A 20,554-nucleotide genomic window follows, 5' to 3' on the forward strand; every position below is an offset into this window, starting at 1 on the left:
GCTACTTTTTGGCAGAGATAAAACGAAAGCAACTGTATTAAATTGTGAAAACGTTTACATTGCTTTTATGATATAATTATAGATGAAATATAAATCGAAGCAGGCAGAACAATGGAGGAACTTATGAAAAGTGTCTATTTAGAAGAATTCATGAAGAACGTGACTCAGCAAAGCAAGCACATTGACCGGACTGTTAGTATCTATTTTAGATCTAACGATAATTTTTCGGAGAACAAGTCGCGTTTAAATCAAATTCAGAAAAAAATCAGTGTCGATATTAATATAAAGTCATTTGAAGATGCCATGGCAAAGGACCGCTTAACTGAAATGCGACAGGTAACATCAGCTATCTTTGTGATGGGAGACGAGGTACACGTCTACACGAGTCCACACTTGGAGATTGAAGACGATGAGATCGTCATTGACAAAACGCCTCGCTTAGAAAGACTAGAAGCCTTGAGTCTTAAGTTTCCAACCAATTTAATTCTTGATGTTGATTATGAGACAATTACTGTTTATCTAGTAGATGACCGTGGTATTCAAGACATAACCAAAGATTTTGGTGAGTTAACATTACAGAAGTATCTGGGCACTGAATTTCGTATAGGTGAGAGCAATCATGTATCTGTCGGCAACAAATCTGTGTCAGTACATGGACACAATCCAGCAAAAGAAATAAAGAAGAACGATCAGATAAGATTTTACCAAGCTGCCTCGCCAGATATTGTCAGCTATATTGATACTAACTTTAAAGGCATGCCGATTATATTGGGCGGTGCATCTCAGAACATGAGTACCTTTACAGAGGCTATTGGGAAGAATCTAAAAGTTAAACTCATTGATAAAAAAATTGATGGTCACTTTAATGCAACAAATGATATTTATGAAGCCTACCAGAAACTGTTTAAATAATTAGACGGTAGTCACCATTTAAAGATACGAATAAATGATAAGAAATTTGAAGTGAACCGCTTAATTTGGGGAAATCTGAATTAAGGGGTTCTTTTTATGGAAAAGTTGTCAAAAAGGTGCGATACAAAATGAATCACGCTATTTTGAAACAATGTTTCGCTTATTTTGGCCTAATCATTTAGAAAAAATGGATTCAACAATATAAAAACAGTTACTTTTTGAATGCCATTCAAAAAGTAACTGTTTTTTTATTTTATTCAGATGATTTTTTCAGTCAAGAAAACATCTTTCTTGTTGCTCTAAGTAATGTCTTAATGTCATGATCATATTTAGGGGTTTTAACCAGTTTGCTCATAGGTACGCCGGCGAAATGATAGGCTGCAATTTCACCAGAACGAACTGCACTTTGCTCCGTAAATACCATTTGATAGGGTTGTTCAACAAATTCTCCAGTGAAAGCTAAATTAGTTGAATGATCTGGAATGACTTCCGGACGATCTATTTTAGCACGATTATTAAATAGTGCCGAAGCATAAGGCATGTAGACAGGAATATTATTGACAACGCTGTCTAAAATTTCTGATTCGCGATCTTTAATGTTGATTGGACCGGGGTCAACTTGAGATAAGTGTGAAATTAATTCTAGCACCATTTCTTTTCCGGTTAATTCTAAGTAAGGTTTTTCAAAAAGCAAGCTGTCTCTTCTAGGATACAAGAAGTATCCCCAAATAACCGTTTCGTTGGGCTGTTGACTTGTAAAATGAGGTTGATGATGAGCAACAATTGACATATCAACGTCAATTTGTCCTAATGGTGTTATCGGCGTTGTAGATAAGAATGAATTGAGTGCATTGCCAGGTAACTGTGTTGTGATACGTGTAATTTCGTTTAATAATAAATGATTTTTAGTTGTCAGTGTAAAACTGACCCATTCACTTGCATTGCGATCTGAGAAAAATTTGTCAGGATTTCCAAGATTATAGAAGTGTTTGGTTGCTTGTTTCCACAAACTAGATGCCGCACCATAATCCATATTTTCTGGCGCAGGTGTGTTGTAATCACCAAGCGTTGCAGAATCTGTAATAGATCCGTTTGTAAATAAAACGCCAGTGTCATTATCAATTGGCACATGTGCCGTTTCGTTTGTGGTTGTATTGATCATTTTTAAACCAGTTACAGTAATTTCGTCTGTCATCGATGTTTCTTTAAACTCGAAGGCTATCACGCGACGATCTAAAATAATTTGGCAACCTTGTGCTTTTAAATAATTAATTAAGGGCAACATGATGCTCTCATATTGATTATAGCGTGTGCGATTAACACCAACTAGATGTTCGATTTGTGAAAATTCATAGATCATTTGATGCATATAACGACGTAGTTCTTGTGCTGAACTTTGTGTGCGAAAAGCAAAAGTTGTTTCCCACATAAACCAAAAATTTGTTTCGAAAAAATGTGGATCGTTTTCAAAATATTGTGCAATAGTAATATTATCTAGTTTTGTCTCATCTTCATCAGGCATTAAAATTAATTGTGTTAACAACTGGCGATCCAAACGATTGAAACCTAATTTACTGGCGTTGAGAATACCATGGCCAGGCTGCAAAAGGCGCGCCTTATCAAAGGTTGGGTGTTTGGCATCAAAATCACGTGTATCCTCTGCGGCCGTCATACCAGACTCAGTCGCTGAGGGGATACGATTGAGTAAATCCATCAAGTCGACATAGGTCCGGTAGTTTAGCATACGACCACCTCGGGCAACATAACCTTTGTTGTTTTCCAAGGGGTGATTTTGATTCCAGTAATCATCAGTGGCAGCTTCAGTTGTGTCACCATCATTAGAACCATGCTGGTCAAGCGAATAAAAAGTAATATCTTCACCTGACCAATGACCTTCTTGAATCAAATACACGGCAGCTGCCATATTAGCTATGCCAGCACCGATCATTACAGCTTTCTTTTTGCGCATTAGAAATCTCCTATTCATAAAATAGTTCTGAATTAACAAGCCCAAAATGGCTCATATTAACTTTCAAATTTTTTATAATCCTCTGAATCGTCACACTTAAAAAGTGACAATTTCTTTGCCAAATAGCCACCAATGATGACTAGTGAACCAGTAACAAATAATAGTGTCCTTAAAGATTTATTCATGAACTCAAACCGCCTTTCAAAAGCAAGTATTGGATGATTGATCACAGCTGATCAAACTCTCTTAACATCTATTATAACGCTTTCATGTCACAATAACTGATTTGTGCTTTCAATAAATAATATAGACACAAAGGCGGTATTACCTTGAAAAAAGGATGGTTAATCTAAACATGCCAGTCGAAAATATGATAAGCTAGATATGTAATATTGCTGATATTAGCACTGTTTCAATGAATTAATTGGGACGAAGTTGACCTAAACGAAATGGAGGAAGCGTATGCAATCGCGTACGCAGTATAATTAAGCATGAAAATAGCAATTGCAGGATTTGGTGCGCTTGGCTCACGATTAGGTGTGAAGCTACAAAAGGCTGGGCACGAAGTGACTGGTATTGATGGTTGGCCAGCACATATTGCTGCAATCAATACGAATGGTTTAACAGTTGTGCACGATGATTTACCACCCAAAAAATACTTTGTACCAGTTGTAACGCCAAAAGAGGTTACTGGTGAATTTGAGTTAATTATTTTATTGACAAAGACCCCGCAATTAGACCGCATGTTGACAGATATTGCCCCAATTATTACTAAGAAAACACAATTGTTAGTTTTATCTAATGGTTTGGGTAATATTGAGGTCATTGAAAAGCACGTCGCTCGAGATCAAATTTTAGCTGGTGTAACACTTTGGACGTCTTCACTTGTTAAGCCTGGTGAAATACATACAACTGGGACGGGTTCAATTAAATTACAAGCGATTGGACATGCTGATGCTGTTTCTGTAGCTGCGGCTTTAAACCAAGCTGGTTTAAATGTTGAAATTACGCAAGACGTTTTAACCGCTATTTGGCATAAAGCAGGCATTAATTCAGTTTTAAATCCATTATCCGTATTATTAAATGCCAATATTGCAGAATTTGGGACAGCAGGCAATGGGATGGATTTGGCATTGCAGATACTTGATGAAATTCAAAAAGTTGGTGCAACGCAAGGCGTTAAGGTTAATATCACTGATATCATGAATGATTTAACTGACCTCTTAAAACCCGAAAATGCGGGAAATCATTATCCATCAATGTATCAAGATATTCAAAATGGCAAGCGCACCGAAATTGATTTTCTGAATGGCTTTTTTGCTAAAATTGGTCGACAAGAACACATTGATACACCATTTAATGCGTTAGTAACAGCGCTTGTTCATGCTAAGGAAGACATTGAACGTGTTAAATTAGCTAAAAAACAAGAAACCTTTGAAATTTAATTTAAATTATAGTATGATGTGAAAAACTAATTGTTTGTAATTTTTAGAATATGGTTATATGGAGGATAATATGACACAAAAATTTGAGTCCGCGATTTTTGCCGGCGGTTGTTTCTGGTGCATGGTACAACCATTTGATTCATTACCAGGGATTGAGAAAGTGCGATCAGGTTATACAGGTGGGCATACTATTAATCCAACATATGAAGAAGTTAGTTCACATACCACGGGTCACACCGAAGCTGTTAAAATAGTGTATGATCCTAAAAAATTAACGTATGCTGAATTAGTATCGATTTATTGGGAACAAACTGACCCAACTGATGCTATGGGTCAATTTCAAGATCGTGGTGACAGTTACCGACCAGTTATTTTTGTGGCAGATGATACACAACGTCAAATTGCTGAAAAGTCACGAGCAGCACTAGCCGCTTCTGGTCGATTTGATAAACCTATTTTAACGACAATTGAGGATGCTAAACCCTTTTATGAAGCCGAAGAATATCACCAGGATTTTTATAAAAAAGATCCAACACGTGAAGCATTAGAAATGTCGCAACGTTTGGCGTTTCAACAAAAGAACTGGCATAAAAATTAAGCAGCGAAAGCTGTTTTTTATGTTGTATTTGGATTGTGACTTCATTAGAGGCTGTTATATGGTAAAATGGATAAGTTATAGATGATCCACATACATCTAATTGATTAGGAGAATACATTGCATCCGAAGTGCTATTTTTTGTCGGATGCAACGATCAAAATACCATGCAACTTGAATTCCTAGGAACTGGCTCAGGCCAACCATCAAAATTTAGAAATGTTACTAGTATTGCATTGCGCTTACTTGATGAACGCAATGCGGTATGGCTTTTTGATGTTGGTGAAGCCACACAACATCAAATCTTAAAAACAACCATACGGCCACGTAAAGTTGAAAAAATATTTATATCACATTTACATGGTGACCATATTTTTGGGCTACCTGGTTTTTTGAGTTCCCGTTCTTTTCAAGGCGCTAATAAAAATGAACCACTAACAATTTATGGCCCAAAAGGGGTTAAAGAATTTGTGCAAACAGCCCTACGTGTTTCAGAAACACGTTTGTCATATCCTGTGGTCTATACTGAAATCGTTGAAGGTGTTATTTTTGAAGATAAAACATTTCGTGTAATCGCCGCAAAGATGCGACATCGTATTGAAACTTGGGGATATCGTGTTGAAGAAAAAGATCATCCAGGTGAATTACTTGTTGATAAGTTACGGCACGAAGGTGTCCCTTCAGGACCAATCTTTGGACAACTAAAGGCTGGGAAAAAAGTAATCTTACCAGACGGTCGTCGGTTGGATGGTCATGATTACATTGGTGAGGCCCAAAAAGGGCGCGTTGTGACGTTTATTTTAGATACTCGGCCCAATGATAATATTGGTATATTAGCTCACAATGCAGACGTACTTGTACATGAGAGTACCTATGGTGCTGGAGATGAGGAAGCAAAGTTAGCCAAATCTCATGCGCATTCAACGAGTGTTAATGCAGCTATGGCAGCGCATAATGCACAAGTCGATAAATTGGTGTTGACGCATTTATCAGCAAGATATATTGGTCCAATGGTCAAAACATTAATTACTGATGTGCGTCGTATTTTTCCAAATACAACCGTTGCTAGAGATTTTGATGTGATCGATATCCCGTTTAAAAAAGAGGTGTAAGGCTGATCTTACACATTAAAGAAGGTTACAATGAGTCAAAACAATTGGCATATATTACCACAGCCAACAGAAAAGACAGTACGTCAACTCACAACAAAACTAAATATTGATCCATTAACTGCAACCGTTGTCGCTCAAAAAGGATTTATAACCCCTGAAGCAGCCTATCAGTACTTGCAACCAAGTATTGATCAGTTACATGATCCGATGCTACTACATGACATGGATAAAGCATTTGAACGGCTTACTGAAGCAGCATTTGGTGGTGAAAAAATAGTTGTTTATGGCGATTATGATTTAGATGGCATGACAAGTACCGCAGTCATGGTTGAGGCGCTCGAAGTATTAGGTGCTGACGTAACTGCCTATATACCTAATCGTTTTAAAGATGGGTATGGTCCAAATATTGATGTTTATAAGCGTTTAATAGCTGAAGGCGCGCAAATTATTGTCACTGTTGATAATGGTGTGAGTGGTCATGAAGCAGTTGCTTACGCAATGAGTCAAGGTGTCGATGTGATTATTACTGACCACCATGAAATGCCGCCCACTTTACCTGAGGCCTATGCTATTGTGCACCCAAGACACCCAGACGGTCATTATCCATTCGATGACTTGTCAGGTGTTGGTGTGGCATTCAAGGTTGCACAAGCGCTTTTAACAGATGGTCAATCAATCACAGATAAAAGTGAATTACCAACAGAAATGTTGGATTTGGTGGCTTTAGGCGAAATTGCCGACATGGTGTCATTGACAGACGAAAATAGAACATTAGTGTCATGGGGGTTGAAACAAATAAATGACAATCCACGTCCAGGGTTAGTCGCATTACTTAAAAATGCTGGGCAAATGGTGAATCAACCCATTATTTCAGAAACGGTGTCATTCAAAATTGCACCACGTTTGAATGCCGTTGGTCGTTTAGGCGATGCTCAGTTAGCTCTTGATTTATTGCTAAGTCAAGATTCTGATGAGGCCACTGAAATTGCCTCACAAATTGAGGCAATCAATGCGCAACGTCAAGAATTTGTAGAAGAAGTGTTTGGCGCTGCCAAACAAATCGCGTTATCGGATAAACATGCTAACGATCAAGTGCTTGTTGTTGCAGGTGAAAACTGGCATCAAGGAATCCTAGGTATAGTGGCAAGTCGATTGGTTGAATTATTGCATAAACCAGTGATTGTGTTGAGTTTAATAGATGGCATCTACAAAGGCTCAGGTCGCACTTACAATAACTTTGATTTGTATCAATTGATGGGTCAATATCGTTCGTTTTATGATACATTTGGTGGTCACGCCAGTGCACTAGGGTTGGCAATATCTCCGGAAAACTTGTCTGCATTACGCGAACAACTAGCAGTGTTACCAACCCTTGATGTGCCTGAAATATCAGTAGCTGTTAATATGATGTTACCGGTATCTAAAATGGCAATACCCGTCTATGAAGGATTAACTTTATTAGAACCCTTTGGGACAGGCAATGTGCAGCCAACTTTTGGTGTACAAGAACCAACAATTGAAAAGGCTGTCACGATGGGATCAACAAACCAACATCTTAAGTTAACACTTGCTAATCAAATTGAGGCAGTTGGTTTTAATCATCCTGAGTGGACAACGATTGTTGCTCATCCAGCCAATATATCGTTTGTCGCAACAATGGGATTGAACTATTTTCGTGGTAAGAAAAGATTACAATTATTGTTGACAGACGTTTCTATGCCACCTATAGTTGAAAATGATGCACATAAGAAATTTTTTGGCCATGTTTATAAATTTATTTATGCGCATCAGGACTTGAATTTTGCACAAAATTTGGATAAAATAGCAGAGCAGCTAAATATTACTAAAAACGATCTTAATATTATGGTACAAGTCTTTATTGAATTAGGATTTGTAAAAGTGATTGATGGCGGTTTTGTAAAAGTGATTCCAAATGCACCACAAAAGACATTGACAACGTCAAAAACTTATCATAAATTTCTAGCAAACCGTTAATGATTAAATAGAAAGCATGAGTGTTGAATATGGAAACGTGTTCGTTAGCATTGCGTAGCACTCAGAGAGAAAAATGACAGTAGATTTACATAATTATGTTGCAACAGTTGAAAATTTTCCAGAAGAAGGTGTGAGTTTTCGTGATTTATCACCATTAATGGGAAACGGCGTCGCATATAGACAGACGATTGATGCAATCGCTAATTTTGCTAAAGATTTAAAAATCGATTTAATTGCAGGACCTGAATCGCGTGGTTTTATCGTTGGATCACCGTTAGCATATGCTTTAAATATTGGTTTTGTACCAGCACGCAAGGGTGGTAAATTACCTCGTGCGGCTGTGAGCGCGTCTTACTCCTTGGAATATGGCGGTGAAAATGTGCTTGAAATTCATAAGGATGCTATTAAGCCTGGTCAACGTGTACTCATTGTTGATGATCTATTAGCTACTGGTGGTACAATTAATGCTACACGTGAAATTATCGCGGAACTTGGTGGTGTTGTTGCCGGAGTTGCTTTTATTATTGAATTAAAAGATTTACAAGGTCGTGAAAAAATCATGCGCGCTGGGGATGTTCCATTTTTGTCTTTGATGACATATTAAAAAATGACACAAGAAAAGGCTTCAAAGCTGTTAGATTTTTCTAGCAGCTTTGAAGCCTTTTCGTTGATCATTTAACTATAAAAACTTGATCATGAATGAAATCAAATTGTTGATGATGCTGATTTAAAGTTTTTGAGATGGTAAGGTCAGCAATTTGCCAAAATTTTTTTGAATTAGTGGCTTGATTTTTTTCACCAATAACAATGAAGTCACCGGTGAATTGCTTCTCACGAAGCGCTGATAAAATGGTGACATCACTAGTATCGGTATCTGGGGCCCAACTCATTATAACGACATCAAATGGAAAGGTATTAATTGCTGTTAGCCCGGACATTTGGGTTACTTGGGTCCAAGGTTTAGGCGTTTGTATATCTTGACCTTGCCAGGCAAAATTGTCGGTTGCGATAATGTTATCACCCATTGCCCTTAGTGCATATGTCATAATGGCATTACCGCACATGATCTCAAGTACTCGTCGACCCGCAATGAAATGATGTAAATCGATTATCCAACGTTGATTGGGTAGGTGCCAAATACCAAAATCAGTAATCAAGGTTTGCCGAAATTCAGAGAGCAAGTCATCAACTGGCATGAGCCGTAAATCTTTTAGAATTTGTGACTCACTAAAAGCAAGTGAAGGCAACGGCATCAAGGGCAGTTGCTTTCTTTTAAGGGCCTGTAATGTTGATAGGGCAGCCAGTATTTTTGGATAAGCAATCGTGTGATTCTGAAATTTTGTCGCATAACCGGTTAATTCGCTAATCATCATTTGTGATAGCACGTTGACCTCCATGGCATAAATATGTTAAGTATAAACGCTTATTGTTAATAAGCATAAGATTTTAGGCTCTGTAATAGACGGTCTGTATCAACTGTTGGCGTTAGGTGTGGTGCAAATTCGAGTACTAGATCATTAACAGAAAAATCAGTTAATACTTGGGTTTCGTTTTCTTTGGAAAAGGTCAATGCAATGGTTGCACATTTTTTTTGCATGATTTTTTCGGCAAATTTTTGATCTTTAATAATCGCTGAAATTGTTTCGTTATTAGCGCGATTAATTAAAAAATTAGCACGATTGATACCAATTTTATCCAGAAGTTGAGCAACAAGTGTGCTTGTATAAGTTTTTTGATTAATGAGTAATTCATGTTGTAATTGAACCAAAAAGTTGCGTGCTTTTTTATTACCTTCAAGTTGAGCAGCTTTAAAGTCTAAAATAACATTAAAAAGTATGTCGGAACTATCGGAAATACGATGATTTTTTGAAGGATTCAGTGCATGATTTTCTAAATTTGCGATGAAATCCATGTTGATGAGTGGGACGAAATGTAAATGCGCGTGTTGCGCGATGTCGCTGGTGATGTTTGTTAAACATTGTTCCGTTGTTAGGCAATGTGTTGAAAGTGGTTTTGAAAAATGATAAATATCAATCATGATTGGTCTCCGTTATGTTTGCTTGATAGGTTTTTTAATATCCAAATTGTAATTCTACCCGCAAAATGATTACTTGTCGACTGATATGCTCAAATCAACACCAAATATGTGTTAAAATTAAGCGTATGATATTAGATCGTTATACGCACGTTGTTTATAACGACTTAAAAATATTTTATTTTTGAACATTAATACACACATGTATCATTGTCGTATGGTCAAGACCATATCGCAATGATATCTAGAAAGAGGTGTCGGCATGGATTGGGATAGGTTTTTCGTTCCGTACCAGCAGACGGTAACAGAATTAAAAATTAAATTACGTGGTTTACGTGATCAGTTCGAAAAAGACGGTAAAAATTCACCCATCGAATTCGTTACAGGTCGTGTGAAGACACAGGAGTCAATTGAAGAAAAAATCGTACGTCGTCATTTGGATGAGGCGCGTTTGTCCTTAGATTTGCAAGACATTGCTGGCGTGCGTATTATGACAAAATACGTCGAAGACGTTTATACAGTTGTTGAATTATTGCGTAGCAGAACAGATTTTCAAATATTAGAAGAACGTGATTATGTCACCAATGCTAAGCCATCAGGGTATCGATCATACCATATTGTCATTGAATATCCTGTTCAAATGTATAGTGGTGAACGTAAAGTACTTGCCGAAATTCAAGTACGCACAATTGCTATGAATGTATGGGCAACAATTGAACATGATTTACGCTATAAACATGGGGATAACTTGCCAGCACCTATGGTCGAGCAGCTAACAATCTTAGCTGATGATAATTTTGAATGGGATCAAAGAGTCAGTGAGATTCGGGCATCAGAATGAAAATAGCAATTTTTAATAACAATGCTGTGAGTTCGCAAGCAATTACAAAAAAATTAACGCTGGCTCTAAAAAAAAATAATATTATAATTGATAATAATGAACCAGATATTGTTGTCACTGTTGGTGGTGATGGCACACTTTTGGGTGCTTTTCAGCATTATGTTGATCAAGTTGATCATATAAGATTTGTGGGTCTACATACTGGACATCTTGGGTTTTATACTGATTGGCTGAGCACAGAACTTGATGAGTTGGTTAATAGTCTCGTAAATGACAACAGTCAAAGCGTGAGCTACCCACTATTAGATATGACCGTTGTTTATGACAGTGGCGAGCACTATCATTTTTTGGCTTTAAACGAAGCAGCTATTAAGCAACCAACTGGTACGCTGGTTGCTGATATTTATTTAGGTAATCAAATTTTTGAACGTTTTCGGGGTGATGGCATTTCTGTTGCAACACCGACGGGTTCAACTGCCTATAACAAGGCAAATGGCGGTGCAGTATTACATCCTAGTCTATCTGCTATCCAAATGTCTGAAATTGCATCTATTAATAATCGTGTGTTTCGGACTTTGGGTTCACCATTGATAGTACCACAAGGTCAAGAAATTATTATGAAACCAAAAAGTGACCATTTTTTGGTCATGTATGATCAAAGTGATATTAAAGTTAAAAGTATTACAGAATTACGGTTTCGTGTGGCCGATAAACAAGTGCATTTTGCAGCATATCGGCATGTTGATTTTTGGCAACGTGTGCATCGTGCATTTATTAGTGATATCGAATGACGTACTCGGACATTCTTGATGCCAGCCGTTTTAAAATAATGAAGGGAAGCGTTTAATAATTTATCGTTAAACGCACGACATAGTGATGCAATTTACATGGACATATTCTGGCAGTGAACAGCGTAAGGTACGAACATTTTTACAGGCACATGGCGTCTCACATCGTATGTTTAGTCAAATGAAACATAATGGTGGCGCGATTTTAAAAAATGACAAGCAGGTATACACCTCTGACTATTTAGATGATGGCGATCAAGTGACCATTATTATGCCAACAGAAAAGAGCAACGATCTTGTTGTGGCAGATTATAACCCTTTGACTATTATTTTTGAAAATGAGCATTGGTTGGTTGTTGATAAGCCTTATGGTCTCACAACAGTGCCTGGACACGCTGACAGATTACACACGCTAGTCAACCAAGTAAAAGGGCACCTAGAAGAGATAAATGCCGAGGATTTAGTACCACACGTTGTGACACGATTAGATCGCGATACATCTGGCATTGTATTATTAGCTAAGCACCGTTTTGCTCACGCAGTGATGGATCAGCAGTTGCAAGAGCATACGGTTGAAAAATTCTATGTGGCTTACGTCAGTGGTATTTTATCAGAAGATCATGGTGATATTCATGCACCTATTGGGCGTATGGATGATGATTTTATTAAACGCGAAGTACGAGATGATGGGAAGCCATCGCGTACAGAGTATTGGGTGGAGCGCCGTTATGATGACGGTGGTGTGCAACCGATGACACGCGTCAAAGTGCAATTACATACTGGTCGGACACACCAAATCCGTGTTCACTTTCAAAATATAGGGCACCCATTAGTTGGCGATAACTTGTATGGTGGACCACGATGGTATGGTTTAAAACGGCAGGCTTTACATGCGTATCATATGAAATTCTATGATCCTTTTATCGAAGCTGATCGAGAATTTAACACAACATTACCAGAAGATTTAAAAGGCTTACACGATTTGACATAATTGGTGAGCATTTTTTATAATTTCTGGACAAATAAGCAGGCACCTATTTGTCCAGAAATTATAATGTCAAAACAAGTGGGGTAATTATGGCAGAGCAAATTGAACAACGCTATCAAACCATCCAATTTTTATCTGATCTTCTACATTCAGGTCAAGATACTGAATTTATTGAAAGTTTTGAATCATTACACGATTTTGAAATGGCACAGGTGTATGCCGATTTACCAGAACAATTTCGCTCAGTTGCATGGCGATTACTATCTATTGATATTTTAGCGCGTGTGTTTGATAATTTAGATATTGATGAAGTAGATATTGTCAAGCTTTTGCAAGAATTACCGCCACAACGTGGTGTGCTTGTTTTGCAGGAAATGTATGCCGATAATGAAGCTGATTTATTGCAAGAAATGCCAGCAAGGCTTGTTGCAACATATCTGAGCTTAATGTCAAAATCTGAAGCTGATACTGTTCGTAAATTGATTGATTACGATGAACAAACAGCTGGTTCCTTAATGTCTACTGAATATTTAGCAGTAGAAGAGGAGCTGCATGTTGATGAAGTTATGCGTTTGGTTAAAAAACAAGCGCTAGCAGCAGAATCTATTAGTTATGTTTACGTATTAGATTTGCAAGAACGTTTGGCTGGTGTTATTTCACTTCGTGATTTGTTAACGCATCCAGATAATTTAGCAGTTTCTGAAATTACAAATGATCGTATTATTAGTGTTAAAGCAGGTGACGATCAAGAAGATGTCGCTCAAATTGTGGCTGATTATAATTTTCTCTCAATTCCTGTAACCGATGATGAGAACCGTTTGTTAGGTGTTATTACTGTTGATGATATTGTTGATGTTATTGACGAAGAGGCCGTTGAAGATTATTCTGGTTTGGCTGCCGTTAACGTGAGTCAAATTAATGATACGCCATGGCATTCTGCTATTAAGCGCATACCATGGCTAATTGCTTTACTTGTACTTGGTATGGCAACAGCAACACTGATTAGTTCATATGATCAACTCGTGCGGCAGGCTTCAATCTTAGCGGCCTTTATTTCACTCATTACTGGAACTGCCGGAAATGCCGGTACGCAAGCACTTGCTTTGGCGGTTCGTCGTATTGCGGTTGGTAGTGACAATAGTGGTTGGAAAAACTTTTTTAGTGAAATTCTGGCTGGCATCATTGTTGGTATGGCGACTGGATTCTCTGTTTTTGTTATTGTGGCAATATGGAAACACAATAGTATACTGGGATTTGCAGTTGGACTTGCAATGACCATGGCCATTATAGTAGCTAATTTAGCCGGTTATTTAATTCCGGTTTTAATTGATAAAATGGGATTTGATCCAGCTGTTGCCAGTGGGCCATTTATTACAACATTATCTGATTTAACTTCTGTTTTGATTTATTTCAATGTCGCACAGTTGTTTATTTCTCATTTTGTTGGGCGTTGAGTTTTTAATCAGAAGTTAATCTTTGTTATGTTAAAATAAATGATAAAACTATTATAGGAGTAGATAATTATGCCAACACGTGAGCAAATGCGATCGACTAATAAGGGTAAACAAAATAGGCCAAAAAAACGGCACAGAATCCTTCATACAATTTTGTTAATTGTTGGCTTATTAGTGTTAATTGGATTAGGTACGGGTGGTTATGCTTACTACAACATGAACCGAACGATTACAAAAATACAAAATCCATCGCAAACGACCAAAAAAGCTGATAAAATAACGGCTAATAAAAAACCAGTATCTTATTTACTATTAGGAACAGATACCGGTGAATTAGGTCGTGACTATAAAGGCCGTACAGATACGATGATTGTTATGACGGTTAACCCAAAAACTAATGTGACTACAATGACGTCTATTGCACGTGACACGTTAGTTACTGTCAATGGGGAACAAATGAAAATTAATGCGGCTTATGCTTATGGGACAGCTGACTCTGCCATGGCAGCAGTTGAAAACCTATTAAACATTAAAATCAATGGCGGTTATATTTTAGTTAACATGGGCGGTTTGGTTAAAATGGTTGATGCTGTTGGTGGTGTTGACGTGACGTCACCATTGACCTTCACAACTGAGGGGGATGATACGCAAGCAGACTCTAAAAGCCAGTATTCATTCACAGCCAACCAAACATATCATATGGATGGGAATGAAGCATTAGCTTTTTCACGTATGCGACATGAAGACCCCAATGGCGATTATGGTCGTCAACTGCGGCAACAACTTATTCTCCGAGGCGTATTGAAAAATTCAGCAAGTGTTGGTAGTTTGTTTAATGATTCATTATTAAACACATTATCAAATAATGTTCAGACGGATGTATCAACATCATCGATGAAGAATTTAGCATTAAGTTACCGTTCAGCTCTTGGGAATATTAAACAAGATCAGATGCGTGGTACCACACAAAGTATGGGTGCTTTGGGTTCAGTAGAAATGATGAGTCAAACAGAAATTGATCGTGTGCATGATGCTATTTCAGAACAAATGGCAGAATAGTAAACCAGCAAGTAGAGATACTTGTTTTTATTTGCAGAAATATACATATAAACAATACATATACACTGTTTTGATGTATATAGTCAGTAAAGTATTGAATAAATAAACATTAAGCGGTAATATAAATACATAGCATAAATACGGAGGATAAAAAAATGACAGAAAAATTAGTATTAGCATATTCAGGCGGTTTAGATACATCGGTGGCAATTCCTTGGTTAAAAGGTAAAGGTTATGAAATTATTGCTGTTGTGTTGAATGTTGGTCAACATGGCAAAGATATGGACATGATTCAAGCTAAAGCACTACAAGTTGGTGCTAGTCAGTCAATCGTGATTGATGCACAGGCAGAATTTGCTGATCAGTATGTGGCACCAGTAATTAAAGCTAACATGTTGTATGAAGGTGAATATCCAATGGTATCAGCATTATCACGACCATTGATTATTAAAAAACTTGTTGATATTGCGCATGAAAATGACGCTGTTGCCATTGCCCACGGTTCAACAGGTCATGGTAATGACCAAGTGCGTTTTGAGGCAGCAATTCATGCCTTGGATCCAGATATGAAAATTGAAGCACCCATTCGTGAATTTCAGTGGTCTCGTGAAGAAGAAATTGCCTATGCTGCTGAACATGATGTGCCCGTACCAGTTGGCTTGGAATCACCTTATTCTATCGATGAAAATCTTTGGGGTCGCGCTAATGAAGCTGGCATTTTGGAAAATCCTTGGAATCAGGCACCAGAAGGTGCCTATGCTTTAACAACGCCAATCGAAAAAACACCAGATGAAGCTGAATTTATTGATGTGACGTTTGCCGCTGGTGTACCAGTTGCACTTGATGGTGTTGATATGCCATTAGCTGATTTGATTATCAAACTAAATGAACTTGCTGGATCTCATGGTATTGGTCGAATTGATCATATTGAAAACCGTTTAGTTGGTATTAAGTCACGTGAAATTTATGAAGCACCTGCTGCAGCCGTACTGATGACAGCCCATAAGGATCTAGAAGACTTGACTTTAGAGCGTGATGTTGCTCATTTTAAGCCAATGATAGAACAGCAATTAGCTAATTTAGTGTATGAAGCTAAATGGGTATCACCCTTGTTTGATAGTTTAATGGCATTTATAGATGAAACACAGAAGAATGTTAATGGTATTGTAAAAATGAAAATGTTCAAGGGCAATGCCGTTGCTGTTGCGCGTCAATCTGAACATAATTCATTGTATGATGAAGACTTAGCAACGTATACGAGTGCCTCATCGTTTGATCAAGAAGCAGCGGTTGGCTTTATTAAATTATGGACTCTAAGCAATACTGTTTATGAGCAAGTTAACCATGTTCATTCAGTTGATAAGAAGAATAAAATTAAGTAAAGTAAAGGCGTTTTCGCCGTACATAAGGGAGAGTTAACTATGGCAACAACGAAATTGTGGGGTGGTCGTTTTACTGCTAAAGCGGCTGAATGGGTAGATGAGTTTGGGGCATCAATTCATTTTGATCAACAAATGGCAGCAGAGGATCTTGAAGGATCAATTGCTCATGCTAAAATGTTGGGGCAACAAAATATTATTGCTTTTAACGAATCAGATCAAATTGTTGCTGGTTTAAAAGCATTGCAACAAGATTTAATCGCTGGGAAATTAACATTTGATGTCAAAAATGAAGATATCCATATGAATATGGAATCTTTGTTGACTGAAAAAATTGGTGCAGTTGCTGGAAAGCTACATACAGCGCGCTCACGAAATGACCAAGTTGCAACTGATTTTCATTTGTGGGTTAAACATCGTTTGCCACATGTACTTGACGCAATAACTGAGCTACAAAAAGAATTACTAACACTAGCAACTACGCACGCTGGGACAATTATGTCTGGCTACACGCATTTGCAACACGCGCAGCCGATAACATATGGTCATTATTTATTAGCCTATTGTGACATGTTCCAAAGAGATTATGATCGTTTTGAATTTAATCAGTTACATACTGATATTTTACCTTTAGGGGCAGCAGCTCTGGCGGGAACCACTTTTCCTATTGATCGTGAATTTGTTGCAGATGAATTAGGATTTGGCGATATTTATCATAACTCACTAGATGCGGTGTCAGATCGTGATTTTGCTTTAGAGTTTTTGTCAAACGCAGCAATTTTGATGATGCATTTATCACGAATGGCTGAAGAATTGATTCTCTGGTCGACATATGAATTCAACTACATTGAATTATCAGACGACTTTTCGACGGGCTCATCGATTATGCCTCAAAAGAAAAACGCTGATTTTGCGGAACTTGTTCGTGGTAAAACGGGACGAACTTATGGCGCTTTAATGGCTTTATTGACGACAATGAAGTCATTGCCGCTTGCATATAATAAAGATATGCAAGAAGATAAGGAACAGGTATTCGACGTGATGGATACAGTGATTGCTTCCATCAAAATATTTACTGGCATGTTAGGTGGTTTAAAAGTTCATAAAGAACGTATGTTAGCCAGTACACAAGATGATTTTTCCAATGCCACAGAGTTAGCAGATTATTTAGCCACTAAGGGTGTGCCTTTTCGTGAAGCACATGCTATTGTCGGCCAACTTGTATTACAAGGTTTGCAAACACACACACCTTTACAAAAGACACCACTTGCCACTTTACAAGCAGCGGCACCGCAAATTGAAGCTGATATTTATGCTGTTTTACAATCAGAAACGGCAGTTAATCGGCGCACGTCTATTGGCGGTACTGCAGTTGAAAATGTCAAAAAAGAAATTGCACGACATGAAAAAAAATTGGAGGCACGTTAATGAGTTCACATTTTCAAGGAAAATCATTTTTGAAGGAAAGTGATTTTACAAAAAAAGAATTAGAAACACTAATTGATTTAGCGGCGCATTTTAAATATTTAAAGCAACATAATATACAACATCATTATCTTCAAGGTAAAAATATTGCGTTACTTTTTGAAAAATCATCAACACGAACCCGTTCAAGTTTTACCGTAGCTGCTCATGATTTGGGTGCTCATGCTGAATTTTTAGGTAAAAATGATATTCAATTTGGTAAAAAAGAGTCATTAGAAGACACAGCAAAAGTATTTGGACGTATGTATGATGGCATTGAATATCGTGGCTTTTCACAAAATGTGGTTGAAGGATTGGCAAAATATTCTGGTGTGCCGGTTTGGAATGGCCTAACAGATGAATGGCATCCAACACAAATGTTGGCCGATTTTCTAACCATTAAAGAACAGTTTAAACGATTAGAAGGCGTGACATTAGCCTATATGGGAGATGGTCGAAATAACGTGGCTAACTCTTTACTGGTTACTGGTGCCATTTTGGGTGTTAATATACATATTGTTGCGCCTAAAAGTTTACAGCCAACAGCAGAGATTCAGTCATTGGCGGCGCAAAAAGCAGCCGTGTCTGGCGCAAATCTTTTGGTGACTGATGATGTTGCCAAAGGTGTTGCTGGGGTTGATGTACTTTATACAGATGTCTGGGCTTCTATGGGTGAAGAGGAAACATTTGAAGCGCGTATTAAACTATTGACACCTTATCAAATTAACACGCAGTTAGTAGCAATGACTCATAATGATGACGTTATTGTGCTACATGATTTACCAGCGTTTCATGATTTAAATACCACAATGTCACAGGAAATCTATGATAAATTTGGCATTTCAGAGATGGAAATTACAGACGAAGTATTTCATGCAGCCTATGCACATCAATTTGAACAAGCAGAAAATAGATTGCATACGATTAAAGCGGTAATGGCAGCAACATTAGGCAATTTGTTTATACCAGAAATATGATAAAAAAGATGACCTTTTGGTCATCTTTTTTATCGATCATTGATTTTTGATGATGCATTGTTTGAGCATAGGAATGATGATAGCGATTTATTTGCGACGTTTATTAACAGTAATGAACAAGATAAGTGATATCATAATTAAAATAGTTAAACCACCAATACCTTGTTTGGAACCGATTATCATACCATTTACTGGATTTTTATGCATGGCAGTTGTAATGACTTGGGCCACTATAGCTGTTGCCGTTGCGCCAACAAATTGTTGTGTCGTGTTTAAAATACTATTACCATCAGCTGTTTCATTTGCAGGTAATGTTGCCAACGTTACAGTCATCAAGTTAGCATATGATAAACCAATACCAACCATCAATAGCATATGGCTCAACATTAACGTCCAAAAATTAAGGGTGGGGAAATAAAAGAACATGAGGCATAGCGCAACTGTCGATACAATGAGACCCAATAGAATGGGACGATACTGACCAATTCTATCCAACATTGAACCAGATATAGGGGCTAAAACTGCACTAATAAGCGCTCCTGGAAACATAAATGCGCCCGCAGCAGCTGCACTCACGTGTAAATTCAATTGTAAATAATTTGGTAAAATGAACGATAAGCCTAACAAAATAGCCTGATAAGCTAAAAAGCCATACATATAAAAATTGAAGCGACTGTTTTGAAATAGTGTGAGCTGTAATAACTTTTGCTTTTGATTAATGATATAAAAAATAACGAGTGAAAAAATACCAACGATTGCCATTAAAAGTGACATTTTTTCAATTGATAATAGCACAAAACTTAAACCAAGTCCCAAAAAGATAAATGTTTTGAAAGGGAATTTTTCTGTCCGTTGTTCTTTTTCGGATGGTATACTGTTTAGTCCAATGACTAAAGAAATGAGAATTAAAATAATTAAAAACCAGAATATTGATCGCCAACCCAATGTATTCAGTAAAACACCGCCATATGTTGGGCCAATTGCTGGTGCAAGGGATGTGATCATACTGCCAATTCCCATCATCATGCCGCGACTTTTAATTGGCGATTTGGTTAAAATAATATGAAACATTAAAGGTAAAGCAATACCTGTTCCAATTCCTTGCAATATACGGCCAACTAACAGTAGTGCGAGTGAAGGAGAAAAGCTGTCCAGAACTGTACCAAAGAGAAACAAAAAATTTGATAAAACAAATAATTTTTTAGTTGAAAAATTGCGAATTAAAAATGCTGAAATTGGTACAATGATGGCAATTGCCAGCAAATAACCGGTGGTTACCCATTGTACGCCGTTGGCATTCGTACTGAACTCAGACATCAGCTTAGGAAAGGTAACGTTCATTGAGGTTTCAATTAAAACACCGCTAAAACTTAGAATACCTGCAGCGATAACCGCTGGAATAACACGCCAATTTTTTGTGTTCATTGTGATTTTCTCCTTAAATAAATAAAAAGAGGTGTGACATTATCAAAAAATGATAATGTCACGCCTCTTTTGTCGGCACGAATTTAATCTGTGCTATCTGTACGAAACAACTTAAA

Annotated in this window: 19 protein-coding genes; 14 read left to right on the forward strand and 5 right to left on the reverse strand. The window is 37.5% G+C overall.

Annotated features, from left to right (window positions below; genetic code table 11):
* Positions 1–123: 123 nt before the first annotated feature.
* Positions 124–912: a baeRF6 domain-containing protein gene (locus LEGAS_RS03570; protein ID WP_013231433.1), complete on the forward strand. Its 789-nt coding sequence runs from the start codon at positions 124–126 to the stop codon at positions 910–912.
* 274 nt (positions 913–1,186) lie between these two features.
* Here the strand turns inward: LEGAS_RS03570 and LEGAS_RS03575 are convergent, their stop codons facing one another.
* Both LEGAS_RS03575 and LEGAS_RS10240 read right to left on the reverse strand, forming a co-directional pair.
* Positions 1,187–2,881 (reverse strand): oleate hydratase, encoded by a 1,695-nt coding sequence (locus LEGAS_RS03575; RefSeq protein WP_013231434.1) that lies wholly within the window; start codon positions 2,879–2,881, stop codon positions 1,187–1,189.
* 56 nt (positions 2,882–2,937) lie between these two features.
* Positions 2,938–3,066 carry a hypothetical protein gene (locus LEGAS_RS10240; RefSeq protein WP_013231435.1) on the reverse strand — a complete coding sequence of 43 codons (129 nt, stop codon included), beginning with the start codon at positions 3,064–3,066 and terminating at the stop codon, positions 2,938–2,940.
* A gap of 306 nt (positions 3,067–3,372) precedes the next feature.
* On the opposite strand from LEGAS_RS10240, the gene LEGAS_RS03580 reads away from it, so the two are divergent.
* From LEGAS_RS03580 to LEGAS_RS03600, 5 genes are all read left to right on the forward strand, one after another.
* Complete coding sequence (locus tag LEGAS_RS03580; protein WP_010382677.1) at positions 3,373–4,326, forward strand: ketopantoate reductase family protein; 954 nt, start codon at positions 3,373–3,375, stop codon at positions 4,324–4,326.
* 70 nt (positions 4,327–4,396) lie between these two features.
* The gene (gene msrA, locus LEGAS_RS03585; protein WP_010382675.1) at positions 4,397–4,924 is read left to right on the forward strand and encodes a peptide-methionine (S)-S-oxide reductase MsrA; all 528 of its coding nucleotides are present in this window, start codon (positions 4,397–4,399) and stop codon (positions 4,922–4,924) included.
* 164 nt (positions 4,925–5,088) lie between these two features.
* Positions 5,089–6,033 (forward strand): ribonuclease Z, encoded by a 945-nt coding sequence (rnz, locus tag LEGAS_RS03590; RefSeq protein ID WP_010382674.1) that lies wholly within the window; start codon positions 5,089–5,091, stop codon positions 6,031–6,033.
* Positions 6,034–6,063: 30 nt separating this feature from the next.
* Positions 6,064–8,028, forward strand: coding sequence for a single-stranded-DNA-specific exonuclease RecJ (recJ, locus tag LEGAS_RS03595; protein WP_013231436.1), 1,965 nt, complete (start codon positions 6,064–6,066; stop codon positions 8,026–8,028).
* Between the two features lie 73 nt (positions 8,029–8,101).
* On the forward strand, positions 8,102–8,632 hold the full coding sequence (locus LEGAS_RS03600; protein WP_013231437.1) for an adenine phosphoribosyltransferase: 531 nt from the start codon (positions 8,102–8,104) through the stop codon (positions 8,630–8,632).
* A 67-nt stretch (positions 8,633–8,699) separates the two neighbouring features.
* Here LEGAS_RS03600 and LEGAS_RS03605 read toward each other — a convergent pair whose 3' ends face one another.
* Together LEGAS_RS03605 and LEGAS_RS03610 are read right to left on the reverse strand one after the other, a co-directional pair.
* The gene (locus tag LEGAS_RS03605) at positions 8,700–9,413 is read right to left on the reverse strand and encodes a class I SAM-dependent methyltransferase (protein ID WP_010387875.1); all 714 of its coding nucleotides are present in this window, start codon (positions 9,411–9,413) and stop codon (positions 8,700–8,702) included.
* A gap of 44 nt (positions 9,414–9,457) precedes the next feature.
* Positions 9,458–10,066, reverse strand: coding sequence for a DsbA family protein (locus LEGAS_RS03610; RefSeq protein WP_013231438.1), 609 nt, complete (start codon positions 10,064–10,066; stop codon positions 9,458–9,460).
* A gap of 259 nt (positions 10,067–10,325) precedes the next feature.
* Here LEGAS_RS03610 and LEGAS_RS03615 point away from each other — a divergent pair, with 259 nt between their 5' ends.
* From LEGAS_RS03615 to argF, 8 genes are all read left to right on the forward strand, one after another.
* The gene (locus tag LEGAS_RS03615; RefSeq protein WP_013231439.1) at positions 10,326–10,904 is read left to right on the forward strand and encodes a GTP pyrophosphokinase; all 579 of its coding nucleotides are present in this window, start codon (positions 10,326–10,328) and stop codon (positions 10,902–10,904) included.
* Positions 10,901–11,695 (forward strand): NAD kinase, encoded by a 795-nt coding sequence (locus LEGAS_RS03620; RefSeq protein WP_010387871.1) that lies wholly within the window; start codon positions 10,901–10,903, stop codon positions 11,693–11,695. The genes LEGAS_RS03615 and LEGAS_RS03620 overlap by 4 nt, the downstream gene beginning before the upstream one ends.
* 85 nt (positions 11,696–11,780) lie before the next feature.
* Entirely contained in the window at positions 11,781–12,683 is a 903-nt protein-coding gene (locus LEGAS_RS03625; protein WP_010387870.1) for an RluA family pseudouridine synthase, read from the forward strand.
* Between the two features lie 86 nt (positions 12,684–12,769).
* The gene (mgtE, locus tag LEGAS_RS03630) at positions 12,770–14,134 is read left to right on the forward strand and encodes a magnesium transporter (RefSeq protein ID WP_010387868.1); all 1,365 of its coding nucleotides are present in this window, start codon (positions 12,770–12,772) and stop codon (positions 14,132–14,134) included.
* Between the two features lie 69 nt (positions 14,135–14,203).
* Positions 14,204–15,193: an LCP family protein gene (locus tag LEGAS_RS03635; protein WP_010387866.1), complete on the forward strand. Its 990-nt coding sequence runs from the start codon at positions 14,204–14,206 to the stop codon at positions 15,191–15,193.
* A 155-nt stretch (positions 15,194–15,348) separates the two neighbouring features.
* Positions 15,349–16,575: an argininosuccinate synthase gene (locus LEGAS_RS03640; RefSeq protein ID WP_010387864.1), complete on the forward strand. Its 1,227-nt coding sequence runs from the start codon at positions 15,349–15,351 to the stop codon at positions 16,573–16,575.
* A gap of 39 nt (positions 16,576–16,614) precedes the next feature.
* Positions 16,615–18,000, forward strand: a complete 1,386-nt coding sequence (argH, locus tag LEGAS_RS03645) for an argininosuccinate lyase (RefSeq protein WP_013231440.1) — start codon at positions 16,615–16,617, stop codon at positions 17,998–18,000.
* Positions 18,000–19,013, forward strand: a complete 1,014-nt coding sequence (gene argF / locus LEGAS_RS03650) for an ornithine carbamoyltransferase (RefSeq protein ID WP_013231441.1) — start codon at positions 18,000–18,002, stop codon at positions 19,011–19,013. Before argH ends, argF begins: the two co-directional genes overlap by 1 nt.
* Positions 19,014–19,100: 87 nt before the next feature.
* On the opposite strand, the gene LEGAS_RS03655 is transcribed toward argF, so the two are convergent.
* On the reverse strand, positions 19,101–20,438 hold the full coding sequence (locus LEGAS_RS03655) for a DHA2 family efflux MFS transporter permease subunit (protein ID WP_010387859.1): 1,338 nt from the start codon (positions 20,436–20,438) through the stop codon (positions 19,101–19,103).
* Positions 20,439–20,554 lie beyond the last annotated feature (116 nt).

Origin of the sequence: Leuconostoc gasicomitatum LMG 18811 (assembly GCF_000196855.1) — a bacterium.
GTDB classification, from domain to species: Bacteria; Bacillota; Bacilli; order Lactobacillales; family Lactobacillaceae; genus Leuconostoc; species Leuconostoc gasicomitatum.